General features: G+C 63.1%; 15 protein-coding genes and 1 tRNA gene. 10 read left to right on the forward strand and 6 right to left on the reverse strand.

The window, feature by feature from the left end; translation table 11 throughout:
• From VE092_RS14980 to VE092_RS14990, 3 genes are all read right to left on the reverse strand, one after another.
• Positions 1–1,118: GGDEF domain-containing protein (locus tag VE092_RS14980; protein ID WP_324878044.1), on the reverse strand; the 1,118-nt coding region annotated here is incomplete at its 3' end.
• Between the two features lie 270 nt (positions 1,119–1,388).
• Positions 1,389–2,042 carry a response regulator transcription factor gene (locus VE092_RS14985; RefSeq protein WP_324878046.1) on the reverse strand — a complete coding sequence of 218 codons (654 nt, stop codon included), beginning with the start codon at positions 2,040–2,042 and terminating at the stop codon, positions 1,389–1,391.
• 83 nt (positions 2,043–2,125) lie between these two features.
• A complete protein-coding gene (locus VE092_RS14990; RefSeq protein WP_324878048.1) occupies positions 2,126–2,782 on the reverse strand; it encodes a sensor histidine kinase in 657 nt (218 codons plus the stop codon).
• Positions 2,783–2,954: 172 nt separating this feature from the next.
• Between VE092_RS14990 and VE092_RS14995 the strand changes: the two genes are divergently transcribed.
• Positions 2,955–3,031 (forward strand) — tRNA-Arg (locus tag VE092_RS14995).
• Between the two features lie 99 nt (positions 3,032–3,130).
• On the opposite strand, the gene VE092_RS15000 is transcribed toward VE092_RS14995, so the two are convergent.
• Positions 3,131–3,535, reverse strand: a complete 405-nt coding sequence (locus VE092_RS15000) for a response regulator (protein ID WP_324878050.1) — start codon at positions 3,533–3,535, stop codon at positions 3,131–3,133.
• Positions 3,536–4,043: 508 nt separating this feature from the next.
• Between VE092_RS15000 and VE092_RS15005 the strand changes: the two genes are divergently transcribed.
• From VE092_RS15005 to VE092_RS15040, 8 genes are all read left to right on the forward strand, one after another.
• A complete protein-coding gene (locus VE092_RS15005; protein ID WP_324878052.1) occupies positions 4,044–5,159 on the forward strand; it encodes a patatin-like phospholipase family protein in 1,116 nt (371 codons plus the stop codon).
• 81 nt (positions 5,160–5,240) lie between these two features.
• The gene (locus VE092_RS15010) at positions 5,241–6,917 is read left to right on the forward strand and encodes a methyl-accepting chemotaxis protein (protein WP_324878054.1); all 1,677 of its coding nucleotides are present in this window, start codon (positions 5,241–5,243) and stop codon (positions 6,915–6,917) included.
• Between the two features lie 216 nt (positions 6,918–7,133).
• Positions 7,134–7,679, forward strand: a complete 546-nt coding sequence (locus tag VE092_RS15015) for an iron transporter (protein ID WP_324878056.1) — start codon at positions 7,134–7,136, stop codon at positions 7,677–7,679.
• A 105-nt stretch (positions 7,680–7,784) separates the two neighbouring features.
• On the forward strand, positions 7,785–8,126 hold the full coding sequence (locus tag VE092_RS15020) for a cupredoxin domain-containing protein (protein WP_006464000.1): 342 nt from the start codon (positions 7,785–7,787) through the stop codon (positions 8,124–8,126).
• 45 nt (positions 8,127–8,171) lie between these two features.
• Positions 8,172–9,050, forward strand: a complete 879-nt coding sequence (locus VE092_RS15025; protein ID WP_324878058.1) for an FTR1 family iron permease — start codon at positions 8,172–8,174, stop codon at positions 9,048–9,050.
• Positions 9,051–9,107: 57 nt separating this feature from the next.
• Positions 9,108–10,445, forward strand: a complete 1,338-nt coding sequence (locus tag VE092_RS15030; protein WP_324878271.1) for a 4Fe-4S binding protein — start codon at positions 9,108–9,110, stop codon at positions 10,443–10,445.
• 163 nt (positions 10,446–10,608) lie between these two features.
• Positions 10,609–10,947: a zinc ribbon domain-containing protein YjdM gene (locus tag VE092_RS15035; RefSeq protein WP_006463997.1), complete on the forward strand. Its 339-nt coding sequence runs from the start codon at positions 10,609–10,611 to the stop codon at positions 10,945–10,947.
• 108 nt (positions 10,948–11,055) lie between these two features.
• On the forward strand, positions 11,056–12,063 hold the full coding sequence (locus tag VE092_RS15040) for a bile acid:sodium symporter family protein (RefSeq protein WP_324878060.1): 1,008 nt from the start codon (positions 11,056–11,058) through the stop codon (positions 12,061–12,063).
• An 82-nt stretch (positions 12,064–12,145) separates the two neighbouring features.
• Here the strand turns inward: VE092_RS15040 and VE092_RS15045 are convergent, their stop codons facing one another.
• The gene (locus VE092_RS15045; protein WP_324878063.1) at positions 12,146–13,195 is read right to left on the reverse strand and encodes an NADP(H)-dependent aldo-keto reductase; all 1,050 of its coding nucleotides are present in this window, start codon (positions 13,193–13,195) and stop codon (positions 12,146–12,148) included.
• 190 nt (positions 13,196–13,385) lie between these two features.
• Between VE092_RS15045 and VE092_RS15050 the strand changes: the two genes are divergently transcribed.
• Positions 13,386–14,669 carry an MFS transporter gene (locus VE092_RS15050; protein ID WP_324878065.1) on the forward strand — a complete coding sequence of 428 codons (1,284 nt, stop codon included), beginning with the start codon at positions 13,386–13,388 and terminating at the stop codon, positions 14,667–14,669.
• A gap of 33 nt (positions 14,670–14,702) precedes the next feature.
• Here VE092_RS15050 and VE092_RS15055 read toward each other — a convergent pair whose 3' ends face one another.
• On the reverse strand, positions 14,703–17,906 hold the full coding sequence (locus VE092_RS15055) for an EAL domain-containing protein (RefSeq protein WP_324878067.1): 3,204 nt from the start codon (positions 17,904–17,906) through the stop codon (positions 14,703–14,705).
• Positions 17,907–18,353 lie beyond the last annotated feature (447 nt).

Here is an 18,353-nt window from a genome sequence, read left to right on the forward strand (position 1 = left end):
GTCAGCTGGTCCTCGCGCACCAGTTCGCCCATCTGCTGCAACTGCTGCTCCAGGGTGTGGATGCGATCTTCGGCCTTTTCCACTTCCTGGCGCGCATCTTCCATGGCGTCGCGCGAACGGGTCGCTTCTTCCTGCGCCTTCTGGGTTTCGCTCATGATCTCGCTGAGCACGCTGTTGAGGTCGGCGATATTGCCGGCCTGACTGATCTGCTGCGAGAAGCCACGAATGGTGCGCTGGTAGTTGTCGGTGGTGGAGACCATCGCCGAGAGCCGATCCACAAAGGTCAGCATCATGTTCTTGACCACCACCTTTTCCTCGGACAGGGTGTTCTTCAGCAGGCCCTGCTTGTAGATCACTTCCTTGAGGTTCTTGGTGGCGTCGGCCAGCGAGGTGCTGCTGAGCGGCCCGGCAATCAGGCTTTGCACCGTCTCGATCTGGCTGGACAGCCAGGAGCCCTGTTCCAGCAGGCCGTTGATGTTTTCCAGCAGCAACTGGAACAGGCGCATCAGCAGATCCTGCTGCTGCGCCATGTCGTCGGTCTTGAGTTCGATCTGGAAGCTCAGTTGCTTGACGCGGGCGATGATGTCGTTCATCGCCTGTTCCGAAAAGGCGGTCTTGAGATCCTGGCCGCTGTCGCGTGATTCGTTGGCCAGCTCAGGCGCGGTCGAGAGCAGCGAGGGCAGGTTGAATACCAGCACCCGTGCCAGCATTTCGCGCAGCATCTTCTCCTTTTTGCTGTCGCGGATGAACTGGCGTTCCAGGTCGATGGGCACCAGTTCGCCGTGCGGGACTACCGGCGCGGCCGGGACGATGGGGCGGCTTTGCCAGTTGGCATCGGCGAACTCGATGAGCTGGCGCTCGAATTCGCTCCAGTCGCCGTTTTCGCGGGCGCGTACCAGGCGCGTGCCGAGCAGGCCGTTCTCTCCCGGCTGGCGGGACAGCTTGGTGGCGAAATTGCCGAGCACGGCCTCCGGCGAGACGCCCGGCGCATCGCCCTGGATCTCCTCGTAGGCGATGCGGTATGCGTCGGGAGTGGGCGCGATGCGCCGCGCCCCCAGTCTCTGGAAAGCTTCTCGGGCGATCTCGACAGGCGTGAGCGTGGTCGGTTTCTTGGTCATGCCGGCTGACTATATTGTTGGTGTGTATGTCGGTTTGCGACAGGAAGTTCCTTACGGTATCGGCGCACCCGGGCATTGCTTGAATGCCGCGTCGGACCGACGGATCACCCGCAGACGCCGACAGGTTCCCCGCTGTCGACTGTCTGTTGTCAGCCTCCTGCAGCAGAGGGACAAAATGACAACTAATTGTACGTCAGCGCTATCGCCGGGGATGCGTTTAATAGGGGGAGAAAAGGCCCGCATCAGCCAAAGCGGGCCTGGCTGTCTCTTTTATTCCACCAGGTTGTTCTTGAGGGCGTAATGGGTCAGCTCGGCGTTGTGGCGCATCTTCATCTTGGCCAGTACCCGCGAGCGATACATGCTGATGGTCTTGACCGAGAGCAGCAGCTCGGCGGCGATATCGCTGACGGTTTTGCCGGAGGCGATCATGACCATGGTCTGGTACTCGCGGTCGGACAGGGTCTCGTGCAAGGGCGTGTCATGGTCGAAGCCGATCTGGGTGGCCAGTTCCTGCGCCAGCGAGGGGCTGACGTATTTGCGCCCGGAAGCAGCCTGGCGGATGGCCGCCAGCAGTTCGGCCGGCGCCGCCTGCTTGTTGAGGAAGCCGGCGGCGCCGGCCTTGAGGGCGCGGATGGCGTACTGGTCCTCGCGATGGATGGACAGGATCAGGATTGGCAGCTCGGGCTGTTCCTTGCGGATCTGCTTGAGGATGTCGATGCCATTGCGGTCGGGCAGGACGATATCCAGCAGCAGGACATCGCCATTGCCCTCGCGCGCCAGCTTGATCGCTTCCAGCCCGTTGGCCGCATGGCCGGCCACGACGATGTCCTTGCTGCCGGCACAGATCTGGCGCAGACCTTCGCGCACGATGGCGTGGTCGTCGGCGATCAGGACCTTGATGGCGGCAGTGGCTTTCTTGCTCATGGGCGGAATGCGTGACTCTTCTGGACGTGCGACGGGCGGCTTCAGCCGGTGGGCTGCGCGAGGCCGTATTCTATAGCGTTCGCTCAGGGAGCGACAGGCACCCTGACCAGGATCACGCTGCCGCCGTCGGTGCCGCGCTGCAGCGTCAGATTGCCGCCGAGCGCCTGTGCGCGCTGGCGCATATTGCGCAGGCCGTGGCCATGTGTGGCCGCCAGCGCGGTGTCGAAGCCCTGTCCATTGTCACTGATGGACAGGTCCAGCACGCCCTCGGCCAGTGCCAGTTCTACCCGGATCTGGCTGGCCTTGGCATGGCGCACCGCATTGCTGAGCGCTTCCCGCGCTATGCGCAACAGCCCCAGCACCAGGAATTCATCGGCCAGCTGCAGTGTCGACGGGCTTTGCAGGCTGCACGGCAAGCCACTCTGCCGCGTCACCTGACGGCACTGCCAGGAAAGGGCGTCGACCAGGCCGAACTCGACGATGGGAGGGTGCAGGTCGTCGATGATCTGCTCCATGCTCTGCTGCGCCTGCTGCAGCAACTGGTGGGCATAGTCGGCCTGCCGCAGCGCAGGGCTGCCGGGCTCCGCGCCGGCCAGTCGTTCGCGCAGCTGGCCCAGTGCCATGCCGATGCCGACCAGTTGCGCACCGAGTTCGTCATGCAGGTCGCGGGCGATGCGGGCGCGTTCTTCTTCGCGGATGCGTTGTTGTCGGTTCAGGTCCAGGTCGGCTTGGTCGGGCATGGGGCAGGGCGGGGTGGATGGGAATGCCATCATAGCCGCCGGCCGGCTTGCGGTCACCTGGGGTGTGCCGCCCGGAATTGCCAACGGTTACCGGTTGTTTTCCGAGGAGGCACGAAATTTTGGCCAAGGGGCTTCCCAAAGCCAGGGACTTGCGGCTATAATTTTGTTTTTCGCGGCTGTAGCTCAGCTGGATAGAGTACTTGGCTACGAACCAAGGGGTCGTGGGTTCGATTCCTGCCAGCCGCACCAGATATGAAGGGTCCATCGCAAGATGGACCCTTTTGTCTTTTCTGCGCCCGTAGGCTGCGCCGGACCAGCTCCCGGTTTTACTTCCCGTCCAGCCTCGCCTCAGGCAGCGCTGTCGGCGGGCAGCCAGCGTGTCACGGTCTGGCTTACCAGCTGCATGAATTCGCGGGCATCGACCGGTTTCACCAGGTAATCGTTGGCGCCCGCCGCGCGTGAGCGGACGGCATCGTTTTCATCGTAAGAAGTGGCGAACATGATGATCGGCAGGGCCTGGGTATGCGGATGCGATCTCAGCAGCTGCAGCAGTTCCAGCCCCTCCATGCGCGGCAGGCGTGGTTCCAGCAGGATCAGGAAGGGCAGGGTTTCCGGCTGGCGTTGCGCCTGTTCGCTCAGCAGCGATTCCATGGTGTGCTCGGCATCCTCGAACCAGCCGAAGGCGCAATCGAGCTTGCTGCGCCAAAGGCTGAAGCGCGCCAGTTCCACCGACTCCGGACTGGGATCGACCATCAATATGCTGGGGCGGGACATGCGTATGAGAGAAGCGGAACCTGGTTTTTTTGGATACGGCACTTTTGTGTCCGGCAAGTTTGACATAGCAAGTTACAGAAATCCATTGCTGTTTGCTCACGTGCAGGCCCGGCGTGGCCGGCTCCGCTTCGGTTCCGCTTCGCCACGGCCTGGCGCAGGAGACTGCCAGCGCCGCGCGCAGGTTCTGGCTCGCGTTAGCCCAGTTTGCTTACGCCAAAATGACAAAAGGCCACCCTTCATCGCCTCCCGGCCGATTACGCGCCGCACGTCCACTGCCTGCCTGCCTCATTAAATTTCTGAATGCCAGATATGCGGGAATAAAATCCCGCAGTGCAGCATCACGCCGTTGCCGTTAAGCTATATTCGCGACGTGCGACCGGAATGTCTACAAAAGTTACGCTCATAGTTACGCGGTCGCGATCAGGGGTGGCGGCAGTTCGGTGCTTCCGGTGCATTGCACAAAAACGCCAATACAACAGGGGGTGCGATGAAAGTTTCACCAGGACGAAGCAGGAAAGCGCTGGTCATCGGGGGTGGGGCGCCCAATTCGACATTGATTGCCGGCGCGCTGGCGGCATTTCTCGACCAGGGGGTGGAGTTTGACGTGATTTCCGCCTCCGGTGCCGGTGTGCTCATGGGCCTGCTGGCGACTGCGCCGCGCGATGCCACGCCACGCCAGGCCTTGCTGCAATGGGCCGAGGTCGGGGTGGCCGACAGCATCTACAAGCTGTTTCCGGTCAACTACAAGGTCTTCAAGAAGCCCGGGGCCCAGGCCGAAAGCTATCGCGAGTCGATGCTGAACCACTTTCCGCCCATGCCGGGCCTGGCCGCCAGCCCATTCGCCGAACTGCTGACGCAGCATTTCGCCGCCGCCTCGGCCAAGTGGAACGACTGGATGCATCTGCTGATGTCGGCCATGTCACCCTCGGACCTGCATTCGGGCAGCCTGGGTCTGTGCGCCCATCTGCCGTTCCTGGAACAGTCCATCGATTTCAGTGCGGTCGCGGCGATGAGGCCGGAGTTCTTCATCAACGCCTACAATATCGACCGCCACCACATGCAGATATGGGGCAAGGACCAGATCACCCCGGCCCATGTCCGGGCTTCGCTGTCCTTCCCCTTCCTGTATGCGCCTACCGAAATCGACGGCGAAAACTACATCGAGGGCGCGGCACTGGATACGCTCAATTTCACCCCCTTCATCACCGACCCCGAGACTGGCGTGGCACCGGCCGGCGAGGTCGATACCCTGGTGGTGCTGGACATCCTGGGCGAAGACCGCCTGATCAGGAAGCCGCGCAATCTCTACGACGCCTGGGTGCGTTCCATCATCACGCCGCTGGTCAAGATCTCCAAGACCGAGCAGCGCCTGTTCGAACTGGAGCACAACCGCGATCCGCTTACCGGTGCCGCGCGACGGCAGGTGCTCAAGGTCGATCTGATGGGGGGCGTACCGTCACAGCATTGGCCGCAGGTCTTGGACTGGTCCAGTTCCAACATGCAGCTGCTGTTCGACGTCGGCTATCGCGCCGGGCTGGACTTCTGTCACCAGCATCACGACCTGCTCGACGCCCCGAGCCCGGCCACCTCGCTGGCCGCCTGAGCCGGGCCGGTCCCACGGTTTTCCTGCCTGACCTGCCGGCCCGTTCCGGCCATTTCATTTTTCATCGATGGATTTTCAATCATGACCATTACCAAGCGCCTCATCATCACTCTCTCGACGGCCCTGCTGGCGCTGCTGTTCGTCGGCGCCGGCGGCCTGTGGCAACTGCAGCGTGCCCAGCAGCGGCTGGAGCTGATCCAGAACCGCATCATCCCGGGCATGGACAGCCTGAACCTGCTCAAGGGCTACCTGGCTGATTCGCGCCTGGCCGGCTATCGCCTTTCCGTGTTCGCCAACCTGCCCGACAAGAGCGCCCTGCAAAAGGCGGTGGATGCCGCCAACAAGGCGCTGGACGAAGAGTTCGCCCACTACGAGCGCGACCTGATCTTCGACGACAAGGATCGTGCCCTGATCCAGGCCGACAAGGCCAACATCGAGGCTTATCGCAAGGCCCTGGTGCCGTTCTTCGCGGCCGCCTATGCCAACGACATGGATGGCGTACGCGCCACGCTGCAGGCCGGCACTCCGCTGGCGATCTCGGCGGCGGCCGCCAAGAAGGGCTTCGACGACCACATCCTGATCGGCCGCAAGATGATCGACGCGGTCAAGCAGGAGAGCGATCAGGCCTATGCCTTCGCATGGCGCAGCATGATCGCGGTGATCGTGGTGGCGGTATTGCTCACCGCCGTGCTCGGCATCCAGATGCTGCGCAGCGTGATCCGTAGCCTCGGCAAGATCCAGCAGACCTTCGAACACGTCAGCCAGACCCTGGACCTGTCGCGCCCGGTGCCGGTGGAGCGCATGGATGAAATCGGCCGCACCGCCGCCGCCTTCAACAAGCTGCTGGCGCGCATCGTGGATGTGGTGGCGACCACCCGCAGCTCAACCGATTCGGTGACGGTGGCCGCGCGCCAGATCGCCGCCGGCAATGCCGACCTGTCGGCGCGCACCGAACAGCAGGCGGCCGCGCTGGAGGAAAGTGCGTCCAGCCTGGAGCAACTGACCTCGGTGGTGCTGCAGAATACCCAGAATGCCCGTCAGGCCAACGAACTGGCGCAATCGGCGTCACACATCGCTTCGCAAGGCGGCGACGTGGTGCGGCAGGTGGTCGATACGATGAATTCCATCAATGATTCCTCGCGCAAGATCGTCGACATCATCGCCGTGATCGATGGCATTGCCTTCCAGACCAACATCCTGGCGCTCAACGCGGCGGTGGAAGCCGCCCGTGCCGGTGAGCAGGGGCGAGGCTTTGCCGTGGTCGCCTCGGAAGTGCGTTCGCTGGCCCAGCGCTCGGCAGCAGCTGCCAAGGAGATCAAGGAATTGATCGACGACTCCGTGGACAAGGTCGGCAGCGGCAGCAAGCTGGTCGAGCGGGCCGGTACCACCATGAGCGAGATCGTCGACAGCGTGCAGCGCGTGACCCAGATCGTCGGCGATATCGCTGATGCCAGCGAAGAGCAGAGCACCGGCATTTCCCAGGTCAACCAGGCTATCTCACAGATGGATCAGGGCACCCAGCAGAATGCCGCCCTGGTAGAGGAAGCCGCCGCAGCAGCGCAGGCCCTGCAAGGGCAGGCCGAGAAGCTGGAAAGCGTGGTCGCGGTGTTCAAGCTGGAACAGCGGGCGGCCGTCGGCGTGGCAGCGGCTGCTGTGGCCAAGCCCGCCGTGGATGTGACCCCCAGGGCGGCGCGTCTGCCAGCAGCGGCATCGGCCTCCGCCAGTCTCAAGAAGGAGCCGGAACTGCAAGAGTTCTGAACGACATAATCTCATTCCGGCCCCGTGGCGGGGCCGGTCAAGCCGGCCAGGTGCCGCCCGATTCACCTCGGGCGGCTTTTTTTCGTCCGGCGCTTCGTCTGCCATGCCTTGCTCGGTACCCCATTGGCAAATTGCAGAGGCAAGCAAGCAAGACTGGCTCAAACGATGATATACTTAATGCTAATCATTATCATTTGACCACCAGGAGAATACGCAATGATCGGTTTCAAGAAACTTGCCGTCGCCGCTGTGCTGAGCATGTCCTTCGCCGGAGCAGCCTCGGCCGCTGAATACCCCATCGGCAAGCCGCAGATCCAGAACGGCTTCGAAGTCAACGCCGTCTACCTGCAGCCGGTGAAGATGGAGCCGGACGGCATGATGCGCAAGGCCGAGGAATCCGACATCCACCTGGAAGCCGACATCCGGGCCGTCGCCAAGAACCCCAACGGCTTTGCCGAAGGCGACTGGATGCCCTACCTGGTCATCAAGTACGAACTGACCAAGGTCGGTTCCAGCAAGTCCATCAAGGGCGACATGATGCCCATGGTCGCCAACGACGGCCCGCATTACGGCGACAACGTCAAGCTGGAAGGTCCGGGCAAGTACAAGCTCAAGCTGACCATCTCCTCGCCTGCGGCCAACGAGCACGCGCACTTCGGTCGTCACGTGGACAAGGAAACCGGTGTCGGTCCGTGGTTCAAGACCTTCGAACTGACCTATGACTTCACCTTCGCCGGCATCGGCAAGAAGGGCGGCTACTAAGCCCTCGTGGAGCACGGGCCGCTGGCCCGGTGCCCGTGCATCGACTCCGGCCTGCTGCCATGGCGGCGCGCCGGTTTTATCGTTTTCAGGATTTTCGGAGTTTCGATGATTGCAAGCATTGTCCGTTCGTCCCTCCTGGCATTGACCCTGTTCGGCGCGGCCGTGCAGGCACAAGCCTCGGACCTGCCGACCTTCAAGCTGGAGATGCAGGACGGCAAGCTGATTCCGCCGCGCATCGAAGTGCCGGCCGGTCAGCGCATCAAGATCGAGGTGCACAACATCGGCAAGTCCGCCGCCGAGTTCGAGAGCGTGGAACTGCGCAAGGAAAAGGTGCTGGCCCCCGGCGCGCAATCCTTCGTGGTGATCGCGCCCTTGCGTCCGGGCGAGTACAAGTTTTTCGACGACTTCCATCTCAACATGCCGCAGGGCGTGATCGTCGCCAAGTAGGCGGCGGTGTTGCAGGGAGTCCAGGTTTCTAGGGAAGGGTAGTTCATGGGACAGGTCATGTTCATCGTCTGGCGCGAGAGCGTCGAGGCGCTTCTGGTGGTCGGTATTCTGTATGCCTGGCTGAAGAACGGTGACGTCAGCGCGCGCCGCGGCATCCCCTATCTGTGGGGCGGCGTGGCTGCCGGCGTGCTGCTGGCAGCCGGTCTGGGCGCGGCACTGCTGGGCTTTTCGGAACTGCTCTCGGGCGACGCCCAGACCTGGTTCCAGATCGCCATCGTGCTTATCGCGGCGGTGCTGATCGTGCAGATGGTGTTCTGGATGCGCAAGCACGGTCGCACGCTCAAGAAGGACATGGAAAACTCCATGCAGTCCAGCTACGAGAGTGGCAACTGGTGGGGCGTGTTCGTGCTGGTGATGCTGGCCATCGCCCGCGAAGGCAGCGAGACCGCGGTGTTCCTGTACGGCATCGGCCTGGGCCAGCAGGACGCCAGCACGGCCTCGCTGGTGCTGGCCGGCGTGATCGGGTTCGGGTTGGCCTTCCTGACCTTCTACCTGTTGCAGCTGGGCGGCAAGATCTTCTCCTGGCGCCGTTTCTTCCAGGTCACCGAAGTCATCCTGTTGCTGCTGGCAGCGGGTCTGCTGGTCACCGGCGTGGAAAAGCTGTTCGATGTGATCCTGGAAAGCTCGGACATGCTGGCCTCGGCCAACTGGACCATGACCTTGACCGCACCGGTGTGGGACACCTCCATGCTGCTGGATGACTCCACCACCCTGGGCAGCCTGGTATCCACGCTGACCGGCTACCGCGCCCGTCCGGCGCTGCTGTCGGTGATCGTCTATGTGGTCTACTGGGCTGTGGTATGCTCGGCCCTCTATCGAAAACCCCAGCCTCAGCCCAAGAGCAAGAGGCAAGAAGCAGTCTGAAGCCTGATGACGACCTGTACGCAATCGCCGACTCTGCTCACGCGTACCGGAGAATGGATGCGCCGCAATGGCGCATTCATCCGAGGCCTGCAATGGATCGTGGTGGCCGTGTATGCGCTGCTGATCCTGGTCCCGGTGTTCCTCCCTCTGCCTGACGAAACCGCCCACCTGTGGTCCAACTTGACCCTGATCGCCCAGTTCGCCTTCTGGGGCATCTGGTGGCCTTTCGTGCTGGTGAGCATGGTGTTGATGGGGCGGGTGTGGTGTGGCGTACTCTGTCCTGAAGGTGCACTCACCGAATTCGCCAGCAAGCACGGCCGCGGCAAGGCCATTCCCAAATGGATACGTTGGGGCGGCTGGCCCTTCGTGGCGTTCGCCCTGACCACCGTCTACGGCCAGATGGTCAGCGTCTACCAGTATCCCAAGGCGGTACTGCTGGTGCTAGGCGGTTCCACCGTGGGGGCCATGATCGTCGGCTATCTCTACGGCCGCGACAAGCGCGTCTGGTGCAAGTACCTGTGCCCGGTCAATGGCGTCTTTGGCCTGCTGGCCAAGCTGGCGCCACTGCACTACAAGGTCAATGAAGAGGCCTGGCGCGCGTCCTATCACCCCGAACACAAGATCATCCCGATCAACTGTGCACCGCTGGTGCCGCTGCGCAACATGAAGGGCGCCTCCGACTGCCACATGTGCGGGCGCTGCAGCGGTCACCGCGATGCCATCGCACTGACCTTCCGCCCTCCGGCGGTAGAAGTGGTGCAATTCGGCAAGACCCACAACAACCTGTGGGAAAGCGCGCTGGTGCTGTACGGCCTGCTGGGCATCGCCATCGGCGCCTTCCACTGGACCGTGAGTCCCTGGTTCATCGCCATCAAGCAGGACATCGCCACCTGGCTGATCGACCGCGACATCATGTGGCCCTTCGGCACCCAGGCGCCGTGGTGGCTGCTGACCAACTACCCGCAGCAAAGCGATGTCTTCACCTGGCTGGATGGCGCCATGGTGGTCGGCTACATCCTCACTACCGGCCTCGTACTGGGCAGCGGAGTGGCGCTCATGTTTGCTTTGGCCACACGGCTGTTGGGCAAATGGGAATGGGGCCGCTTCAACCACCTGGTGCAGGCCCTGATCCCGCTGGCCGGTTGCGGCGTCTTCATCGGCCTGTCGGCGACCACCATCAGCCTGTTGCGGGCCGAGCATTGGCCGGTGTATTGGGCCAATGATGTGCGCGCTGCCTTGCTGGCTGCCATGACCTTGTGGAGCCTGTGGCTGTGCTGGAAGGTGGTCGCGCGCCACGCCGACGGCTGGAGCCGGCAATGGCTGGCGATGCTGCCCTTGATCGGTGGCCTGGCCCTGGTCAATACCGCCTGGTGGCTGATGTTCTGGGGCTGGTAAGCAGGGACGCAGCAGCGAAGTCAACACCAAGGACGGCAGGTCTGCCCAGGCGGATCTGCCGTTTTTTTCATGTTTCGATGGCGAAGATGAACAGGATCATGGCGCAGTTGGCGGTTGAAGCAGTACAATCGCTGCCTTTTAACGCTAATTGCCGGAGTTTTTGATGAGTACCTTGCCAGCCTGTCCCCAATGCCAGTCCGAATTCACCTACGAGGACGGCAACCAGCTGGTCTGCCCGGAATGCGGCCATGAATGGAGCGCCCAGGCGACTCCTGCCGCCGAACAGGCCCGCGTCTGGCGCGATGCATCCGGCAACGTGCTGCAGGATGGCGATACCGTCACCGTCATCAAGGACCTGAAACTGAAGGGCGGCGGCGGTGTGGTCAAGATGGGGACCAAGGTCAAGAACATCCGCCTGGTCGAGGGCGACCACGATATCGACTGCAAGATCGACGGCTTCGGCTCCATGGGCCTGAAGACCGAATTCGTGCGCAAGGCCTGAGCCGCATCGCCTCCTGCGGTACTGCAAGGGACGGCGCCTCTCACGTAAAATGGCGGTTTGCCCACGCTGCGGCGCGGGTCATACCAATACAACAGAATCGATACCGCCATGGCCCGTCCCCGCTTCCTGCCCGACAACATGACCCTGATGCTGCTGGCCGTCGTGCTCACAGCATCCTTCCTTCCCTGTACCGGCCAGGTGGCCGAGGCCTTCGATGGCCTGACCACCTTCATGATCGGCCTGCTGTTCTTCATGCATGGCGCCAAGCTCTCGCGCGAGGCGGTGGTGGCCGGCTTCACCCACTGGAAGCTGCATGTAACGGTATTGCTCTGCACCTTTGCACTGTTTCCCCTGATCGGCCTGTTGTTGAAACCCGTGCTGCTGCAGTTCATCACGCCCGAGCTGTACCTGGGCCTGCTGTTCCTGTGTGTGCTGCCTTCCACCGTACAGTCTTCGATCGCCTTCACCTCGGTGGCACGCGGCAACGTGCCTGCGGCCATCTGCGCAGCTTCGGCCTCCAACCTGCTGGGCATTTTCCTGACGCCACTACTGGTGGGCGTGCTGGTGGTGGCGCATGACGGCGGTGGACATTCCTCGCTCGATTCGATCCTGAAAATCGTTTATCAATTATTGCTGCCCTTCGTGGCCGGCCAGATCGTCCGTCCCTGGATCGGTCGCTGGATCGAACGCAACAAGTCCTGGCTCAAGTTCGTCGACCAGAGCTCCATTCTGCTGGTGGTCTACGTGGCCTTCAGCGAAGCCGTGGTGCAAGGATTGTGGCACCAGGTGCCGGTGTCCATGCTGGTGGCGCTGCTGGTGATCAATGCCGTGCTGCTGGCCATCATCATGGGCATCACCACCTTCGGCAGCCGCCGCCTCGGGTTCAACAAGGAAGACGAGATCACCATCGTCTTCTGCGGCTCCAAGAAGAGCCTGGCCTCGGGCGTACCGATGGCCAAGGTGCTGTTCTCCAGCGGCGCCATCGGCATGGTTCTGCTGCCGGTGATGCTGTTCCACCAGATCCAGTTGATGGTGTGTGCGGTGATGGCGGCGCGCTACGGCGCCCGCGAGGAGCAGGTGCAAGCGGCCGTGGCCACTGAAAGTAGCGGCGACTGAAAATTGCTTGCTCGTTTGAGCGATGTGATGACACAAAAAAACCGGCGTAGCCGGTTTTTTTGTTGGTTCCGTCAGGCAAGGATCAGGGTGCCGGATTCGGCTGGGTGCGATGGATTGCCTCGATCCCCGCCAGCACTTCCTCGCTCAACTCCAACTGGGCGCTGTCGATATTGCTGCGCAGCTGTTCCAGCGTGGTGGCGCCAATGATGTTGGAGGTCAGGAAGGAACGGCTGTTGACGTAGGCCAGGGCCATCTGCGCGGGGTCCAGGCCGTGCTTGCGGGCCTGGGCGACGTACTCGGCCGTGGCGCGTTCGGCTTGCGGATTGGTGTAGCGCGCAAAGCGCTCGAACAGCGTCAGTCGACCCCCGGCCGGACGGGCGCCGTCAAGATACTTGCCGCTCAACATGCCGAAGGCCAGCGGCGAATAGGCCAGCAGACCGACCTGCTCGCGATGGGCGAACTCGGCCAGGTTGATCTCGAAACTGCGGTTGAGCAGGTTGTAGGGATTCTGGATGGTGACTATGCGCTCCAGCCCGTGCTGCTCGGCCGCGCGCAGGAATTGCGCCACGCCCCAGGCGGTTTCGTTGGACAGGCCGATGGTGCGGATCTTGCCCGCCTTCACGAATTCGCTCAGGACCTTGAGCGTCTCCTCGACCGGCACCGTGCTCTCATCGTCCACGTGCTGGTAGCCGAGCTGGCCGAAGCTGTTCACACTACGGTCCGGCCAGTGCAGCTGGTACAGGTCCACGTGATCCAGTTGCAGGCGTTCCAGGCTGCCATGCAAGGCCTCGGTCAAGCCCTTGCGGTCCAGGTTGTTGATGCCGCCGCGGATATGGCGCGGGTTGTGCGGCTTGCGTGCCGGGCCGGTGCATTTGGTGGCGATGAGCAGACGGTCGCGCTGGCCGGACTTCTTGAGCCAGGTGCCGAGATAGCGCTCGGTCAGGCCTTGGGTTTCCGGCTTGGGAGGGACCGGATACATCTCGGCCACGTCGATCAGGTTGATGCCATGTTCGACGGCCAGGTCGAGTTGCGAATGGGCTTCGGCTTCGCTGTTCTGTTCGCCCCAGGTCATGGTGCCCAGCGTGATCTGGCTGACCTTGATATCGGTGCGGCCGAGTTGGCGGTACTGCATATTGGTTCTCCTTGTAGTTGCGTCGGCTGCGGGCCGTGGCCTGCTCCTGCCGGCGGGCGCGGGATCGGGTAGTATATCTGCGCCCGTCCTGGCTTGCAGGGCAGGGCCGCAGCGGCGCCAAGACCGCCAGCGTCATGCCGGCCGCCACGGGCGATGCCGGTTCCAATTCGCCCAGACTCCATATCCAGACATGTCATCCACCAGCACCACCGAGCCGCCCGACGCGGACAGCGACGCGCAGCAGCCCCTGTATCGCCACACGCCCTTCAAATTGTTCTGGTGCGCCAGCGTGGCTTCCACCATCGCGTTGCAGATGCAGATCGTGGCGGTGGGCTGGCAGGTCTATCAGCTCACCCACAGCGCCTTCGACCTGGGCATCGTCGGACTGGTGCAGTTCATCCCCTCGCTGTTCCTGGTATTCGTGGTAGGCCATGTGGCCGATCGCCACGACCGTCGCAACGTGGCCCGCGTCAGTGCATTGGTGGAAGCCCTGGCCGCGGCCACGCTGGCCCTGGGCAGCATCGGCGGCTGGCTCAATCGCGAGATGATCTTCGCCATCGTCGCCGTCATCGGTGCCGGCCGCGCGTTTTCCAAGCCGACCATGTCGGCCCTGCTGCCCAGTCTGATGTCGCCCAGGGCCTTGCCGGGCGCGGTGGCCGGTTCGGCCTCGGCCACCCAGTTCGCCATCATCATCGGACCGGCGCTGGGTGGCCTGCTCTATGTGGCCGGACCGGCCGTGGTGTATGCCAGCAGTTGCGTCCTGTTCGCCCTGTGCAGCCTGCTGCTGTCGCTGATCCGGCGACCCGCGTCGGCAACCGCTGCTGCCGCCGCCACGGCCAAGCCGACCGGCGCCAGCCTGTCTTCGGTGTTCGCCGGGCTGGCGTTCATCCGCAGCAAGCCGGCCATCTTCGGTGCCATTTCGCTGGACATGTTCGCGGTCCTGCTGGGCGGTGCGACGGCCTTGCTGCCGGTCTATGCCAATGACATCCTGCATACCGGCACGGTCGGCCTGGGCCTGTTGCGCTCGGCGCCCGCCGCCGGTGCGCTGGCGGTGGCACTGTGGCTGGCGCGATGGCCCCTGGGCGGCCGCGTGGGCCGCACCATGTTCATGGCGGTGGGGGTGTTCGGCCTGGCGACCATCGTCTTCGGGCTGTCACGCTGGTTCCCGCTGTCGCTGGGCGCGCTGGCGGTGCTCGGCGCGGCCGACATGATCAGCGTGGTGGTACGTTCTTCCTTCGTCCAGCTGGAAACTCCGGATGCCATGCGCGGCCGGGTCTCGGCCGTCAATTCGGTCTTCATCGGCACCTCCAACCAGTTGGGTGAATTCGAGTCCGGCGTGACCGCCGCCTGGTTCGGCGCCGTACCCGCGGTACTGATCGGTGGCATCGGCACGGTCCTCATCGTGCTGCTGTGGATACGCCTGTTCCCTTCGCTCTACCAGGTAGACCGGCTCAGCGCGCGCACGGCGCGGTAAGGGCAGGGCACAGGGCAGCGGTCGGCCTGCCGCTTACGGTGGGCTGCCCTCGGCGATCAGCGGCTGCGCGGCCTGCCGCTGCACCTGGTGCTGCATCAGCAGCATCTGCAGGAACTGGGCATAGGGCACCGGCTTGCTGAAGTAATAGCCCTGGTATTCGTCCGAGCCGAACTCGCGCAGCGCCTGCAGCTGCTTCTCGGTCTCCACGCCTTCGGTCACCACCTTCAGGTTCAGGGCATGGCTCATGGCAATGATGGCCTGCACGATGGCGCTGCTGTTGGCGTCGTCGGGGATGTCGTTGATGAAGGACTTGTCGATCTTCAGCGTATTGACCGGGAAGCGCTTCAGGTAGGCCAGCGACGAATAGCCGGTGCCGAAGTCATCGATGGAGATGGTGAAACCCTCGGCGCGGATGCCGTCCATGATGGCGATGGCCTGGTCGCGATTGTGCATCACCATGCTTTCGGTGATCTCGAATTCCAGGCAGGCCGGTGGTGTGCCGTGCCGCGCCACCACCGACTTGATGTCGTCCAGCAGGTGCTCGTCGCCGAACTGGCTGCCGGTGAGGTTGATGGAAATACGTCCGCATTCCAGATCGCGCTCCAGCATCAGGCCGATATCGCGGCAGGCCACATCCAGCACCACCAGCCCGATCTGGTCGATCAGGCGGGTCTCTTCGGCCAAGGGAATGAACTCCACCGGCGGCAGCAGGCCGCGCACCGGGTGTTGCCAGCGCACCAGCGCCTCGGCACCGACGATGTGGCCGCTGGCCAGGTTGATCTTGGGCTGGTAGTGCACCACGAACTCGGCACGCTCGATGGCCCGGCGCAGCTCGGCCTCCAGCGCAATGCGCTCCACCGTATTGGTATTGACCTCGTCGGAGAAGAAGCGATAGTCGTCCTTGCCGTGGTGCTTGGCGCGGTACATGGCGATGTCGGCATTCTTGATCAGGGTCTGTGCATTGTCGCCATCGCCGGGATAGGTGGCGATGCCGATGCTGGCCGAGAGCATGGCCTCCTGGCCATCGATGATGAAGGGCTTGCGCGCCTCGGAAAGCAGTTTCTGCGCGATCTCGCCCAGTTGCAGCGGATCGTCGAAGTCATCCACCAGCACGATGAACTCATCGCCGCCCACGCGCGCGAGGATATCCAGTTCGCGCAGGCTGTTGCGGAAGCGCTGGGCGATTTCCTGCAGCACCGCCTCGCCGGCTTCATGGCCGAAGGTATCGTTGATGTTCTTGAAGCGGTCCAGGTCCATCAGCAGCACCGCCACCATGCCATTGCGGTGTTCGGCGTGGGTGATGGCATTGGACACGTGCTGGGTGCACAGGAAGCGATTGGGCAGGCCCGTCAGTTCATCGTAGTGCGCCAGGTGGCGGATGCGTTCGTCGGCGCGACGGCTTTCGATGGCCACGCTGGCCAGGTCGGCCGCGATATTGGCCAGTTGCAGGTATTCATTGCTGGGTGCCTGGTTTTCCTTGAGCAGTGCCGCGAACACGCCCAGCAGCTGGCCCTCCTTGCCGATGATGGGCCAGGCGCCGCAGGAGGGATAGATTTCCACGTCGATCAACACCCGCAGATGCTCGGTCACCGGATCCCGCGCGATATCGGTCACGATGCAGGGGCCACGGCGCAGGGCCGCCTCCGCCCCCACGCCGCAGCCGTGCCGGATCGGCATGCCCTGCAAGGCTCGCAACAGGCGTGGCGGATAGCGGCGGCTCAACACCGAGGTGAAGTGGGAAGCCTGTTCATTGACCAACATCACGCAACTGGCGCCATAGGGAATCTGGGCATCGGCAAAGCCGACGATCTCGTGGAGGATGCCGTCCAGGTCTTCGTCGGCCATGACCATGTGCAGCACCCGGTTCTGTTCGCTCTGTAGCAGTTCGGCGCGCTTGCGGGCACTGATGTCGCGCAGGATGGCGAAGATCGCATAACCGCGTTCGAATTCGGCGCGGTTCAGGGTGACGTCGGTATGGATGATCTTGTTACGGCGCACGGTCACCCACTCGAACTGCTGCGGCTGGCCCGAGAGTACGCGGCCGACCAGCTCATCGATATCGGGCTGATCGGCGGTCCTGGCCTTCTGGCGGGAGAACAGGCCGACCTTGCGGCCGATGATGCGTTCCTTGTCCGGGACCCCGAAGAAACGCAGCGCGGCCGCATTGCAGTCCAGGTAGCGCAGCTCCGATGAAATCAGCACGATGGGATCGCTGCCCTCCTCGTAGAGCTTGCGGTAGCGATATTCGCTGGCAGATAGCGCATGGTCCAGGCGACGTTGGTAGCGGTAGTACACCAGGAAGGAAATCAGCGCGATCAGGATGAAGCCGAGGATGCCGGTGGTCAGCAGGATGCGGTTCTCGGTGCGACTGCGCCAGGGCGCCAGCACGTCTTCCATGCGGCGCGCATAGACCGCCACCAGCGACCACTTCTCCAGCCGCTTGTAGGAGAACAGCAGCGATTCGCCGGTCAGGTGGGAGATTTCCTCGAAGGCGCCTTCCTCGGCGCCGGCACGGATGCGCCCCATGCTCTTGGCGTCGGCCAGGTTGATGCTGAGCCAGCGCTCTTCAAAGGGCGACCGCAGCATCATCGAGCCGCTTTCGGTCCGCAGCGAGACGATGGCCTCAAAGTTGGTGATGCGCTTGTAGAAATCGAAGAAGGTAGCGGCCCGCAGTTCGGCCACCAGCAGGCCGATCGGACGCGCGCTGCGGTCATACAGATTCATCGCCACCGGCAGGACCAGTTCGCGGTTGTAGCGGCTGCGCATGAGCTGGCCGACGAACAGGGTAGGGCGTGTGGGGTTGCCGTCCACATAGGTCAGCTTGCGATCATCCGGGATGCTGGTGGTATCGAAAGCACGCAGCGAACTGGCGCGGGTGTTGCCATTGCGGTCCAGATAGCGCAGCACCATCACCGTGGGCAGGCGCTGCTGCATCTCCGACAGCAGGCGGTACAGGGCCTGGTCGTCGTCCAGCAGGTCGGGGCCGGCGGCGTGGATGTTCTCGGCGGTGTTCCACAGCAGCTGGTCCAGGTCGCCGAAGACACGCTCGGCATGCTCCTGCACGCTGCGCACGGCCGCCATCGAACTGGCCCGTTCGGCATCGATGGTCAACTGGCGGTCCTGGCGGATTTCCCACCAAGTCTGCACCACGATGAAGGACCCGACGAAGCCGACGAAGAGCAACAAGGTCTTCAGGGTGTAACCCGTGCGTCCTGGCGATTTGTTCTGTTTTCCCATGTGAGCAATATCACATCACCCTGTCGTTAGGCAGCTGACCGCTGCGCGCTCATTCGCCCGACGCCTGCCGGACGACCGTTTCGACAGCCCTCTCACGCAATCCGCATGGCTCCTGCCCGTGCAGGGGGCCGCGCCAAGCCGCAGGCGGTCACCATAGTGACTCTTGCTTACGCCAAAATTACGTGGATGCCCCCACTGCGAGATACGCAGGATGACAGTATGCCATCCCCCATACTGCTGCGCTGATCCGCGCCTTGTCATGTTGCCTACTACCAGACCATTGCCGGCAGATGCTTGTCGTTGGAAGGGCCATCTGCGCCTGTTGCCCCGATTGCCACCGTTGCTGTTTTTGCTCTTTTCGCTGTTTTGCTATTTTTACTGTTGTGCTGTTCTGAACCCGCATCGCGCCCGTGGCGCCTTGGCCGTCCCCGGCTATCGTTTGTTTTG

This window comes from Herbaspirillum sp., from assembly GCF_035644555.1.
Lineage (GTDB): Bacteria > Pseudomonadota > Gammaproteobacteria > Burkholderiales > Burkholderiaceae_D > Herbaspirillum.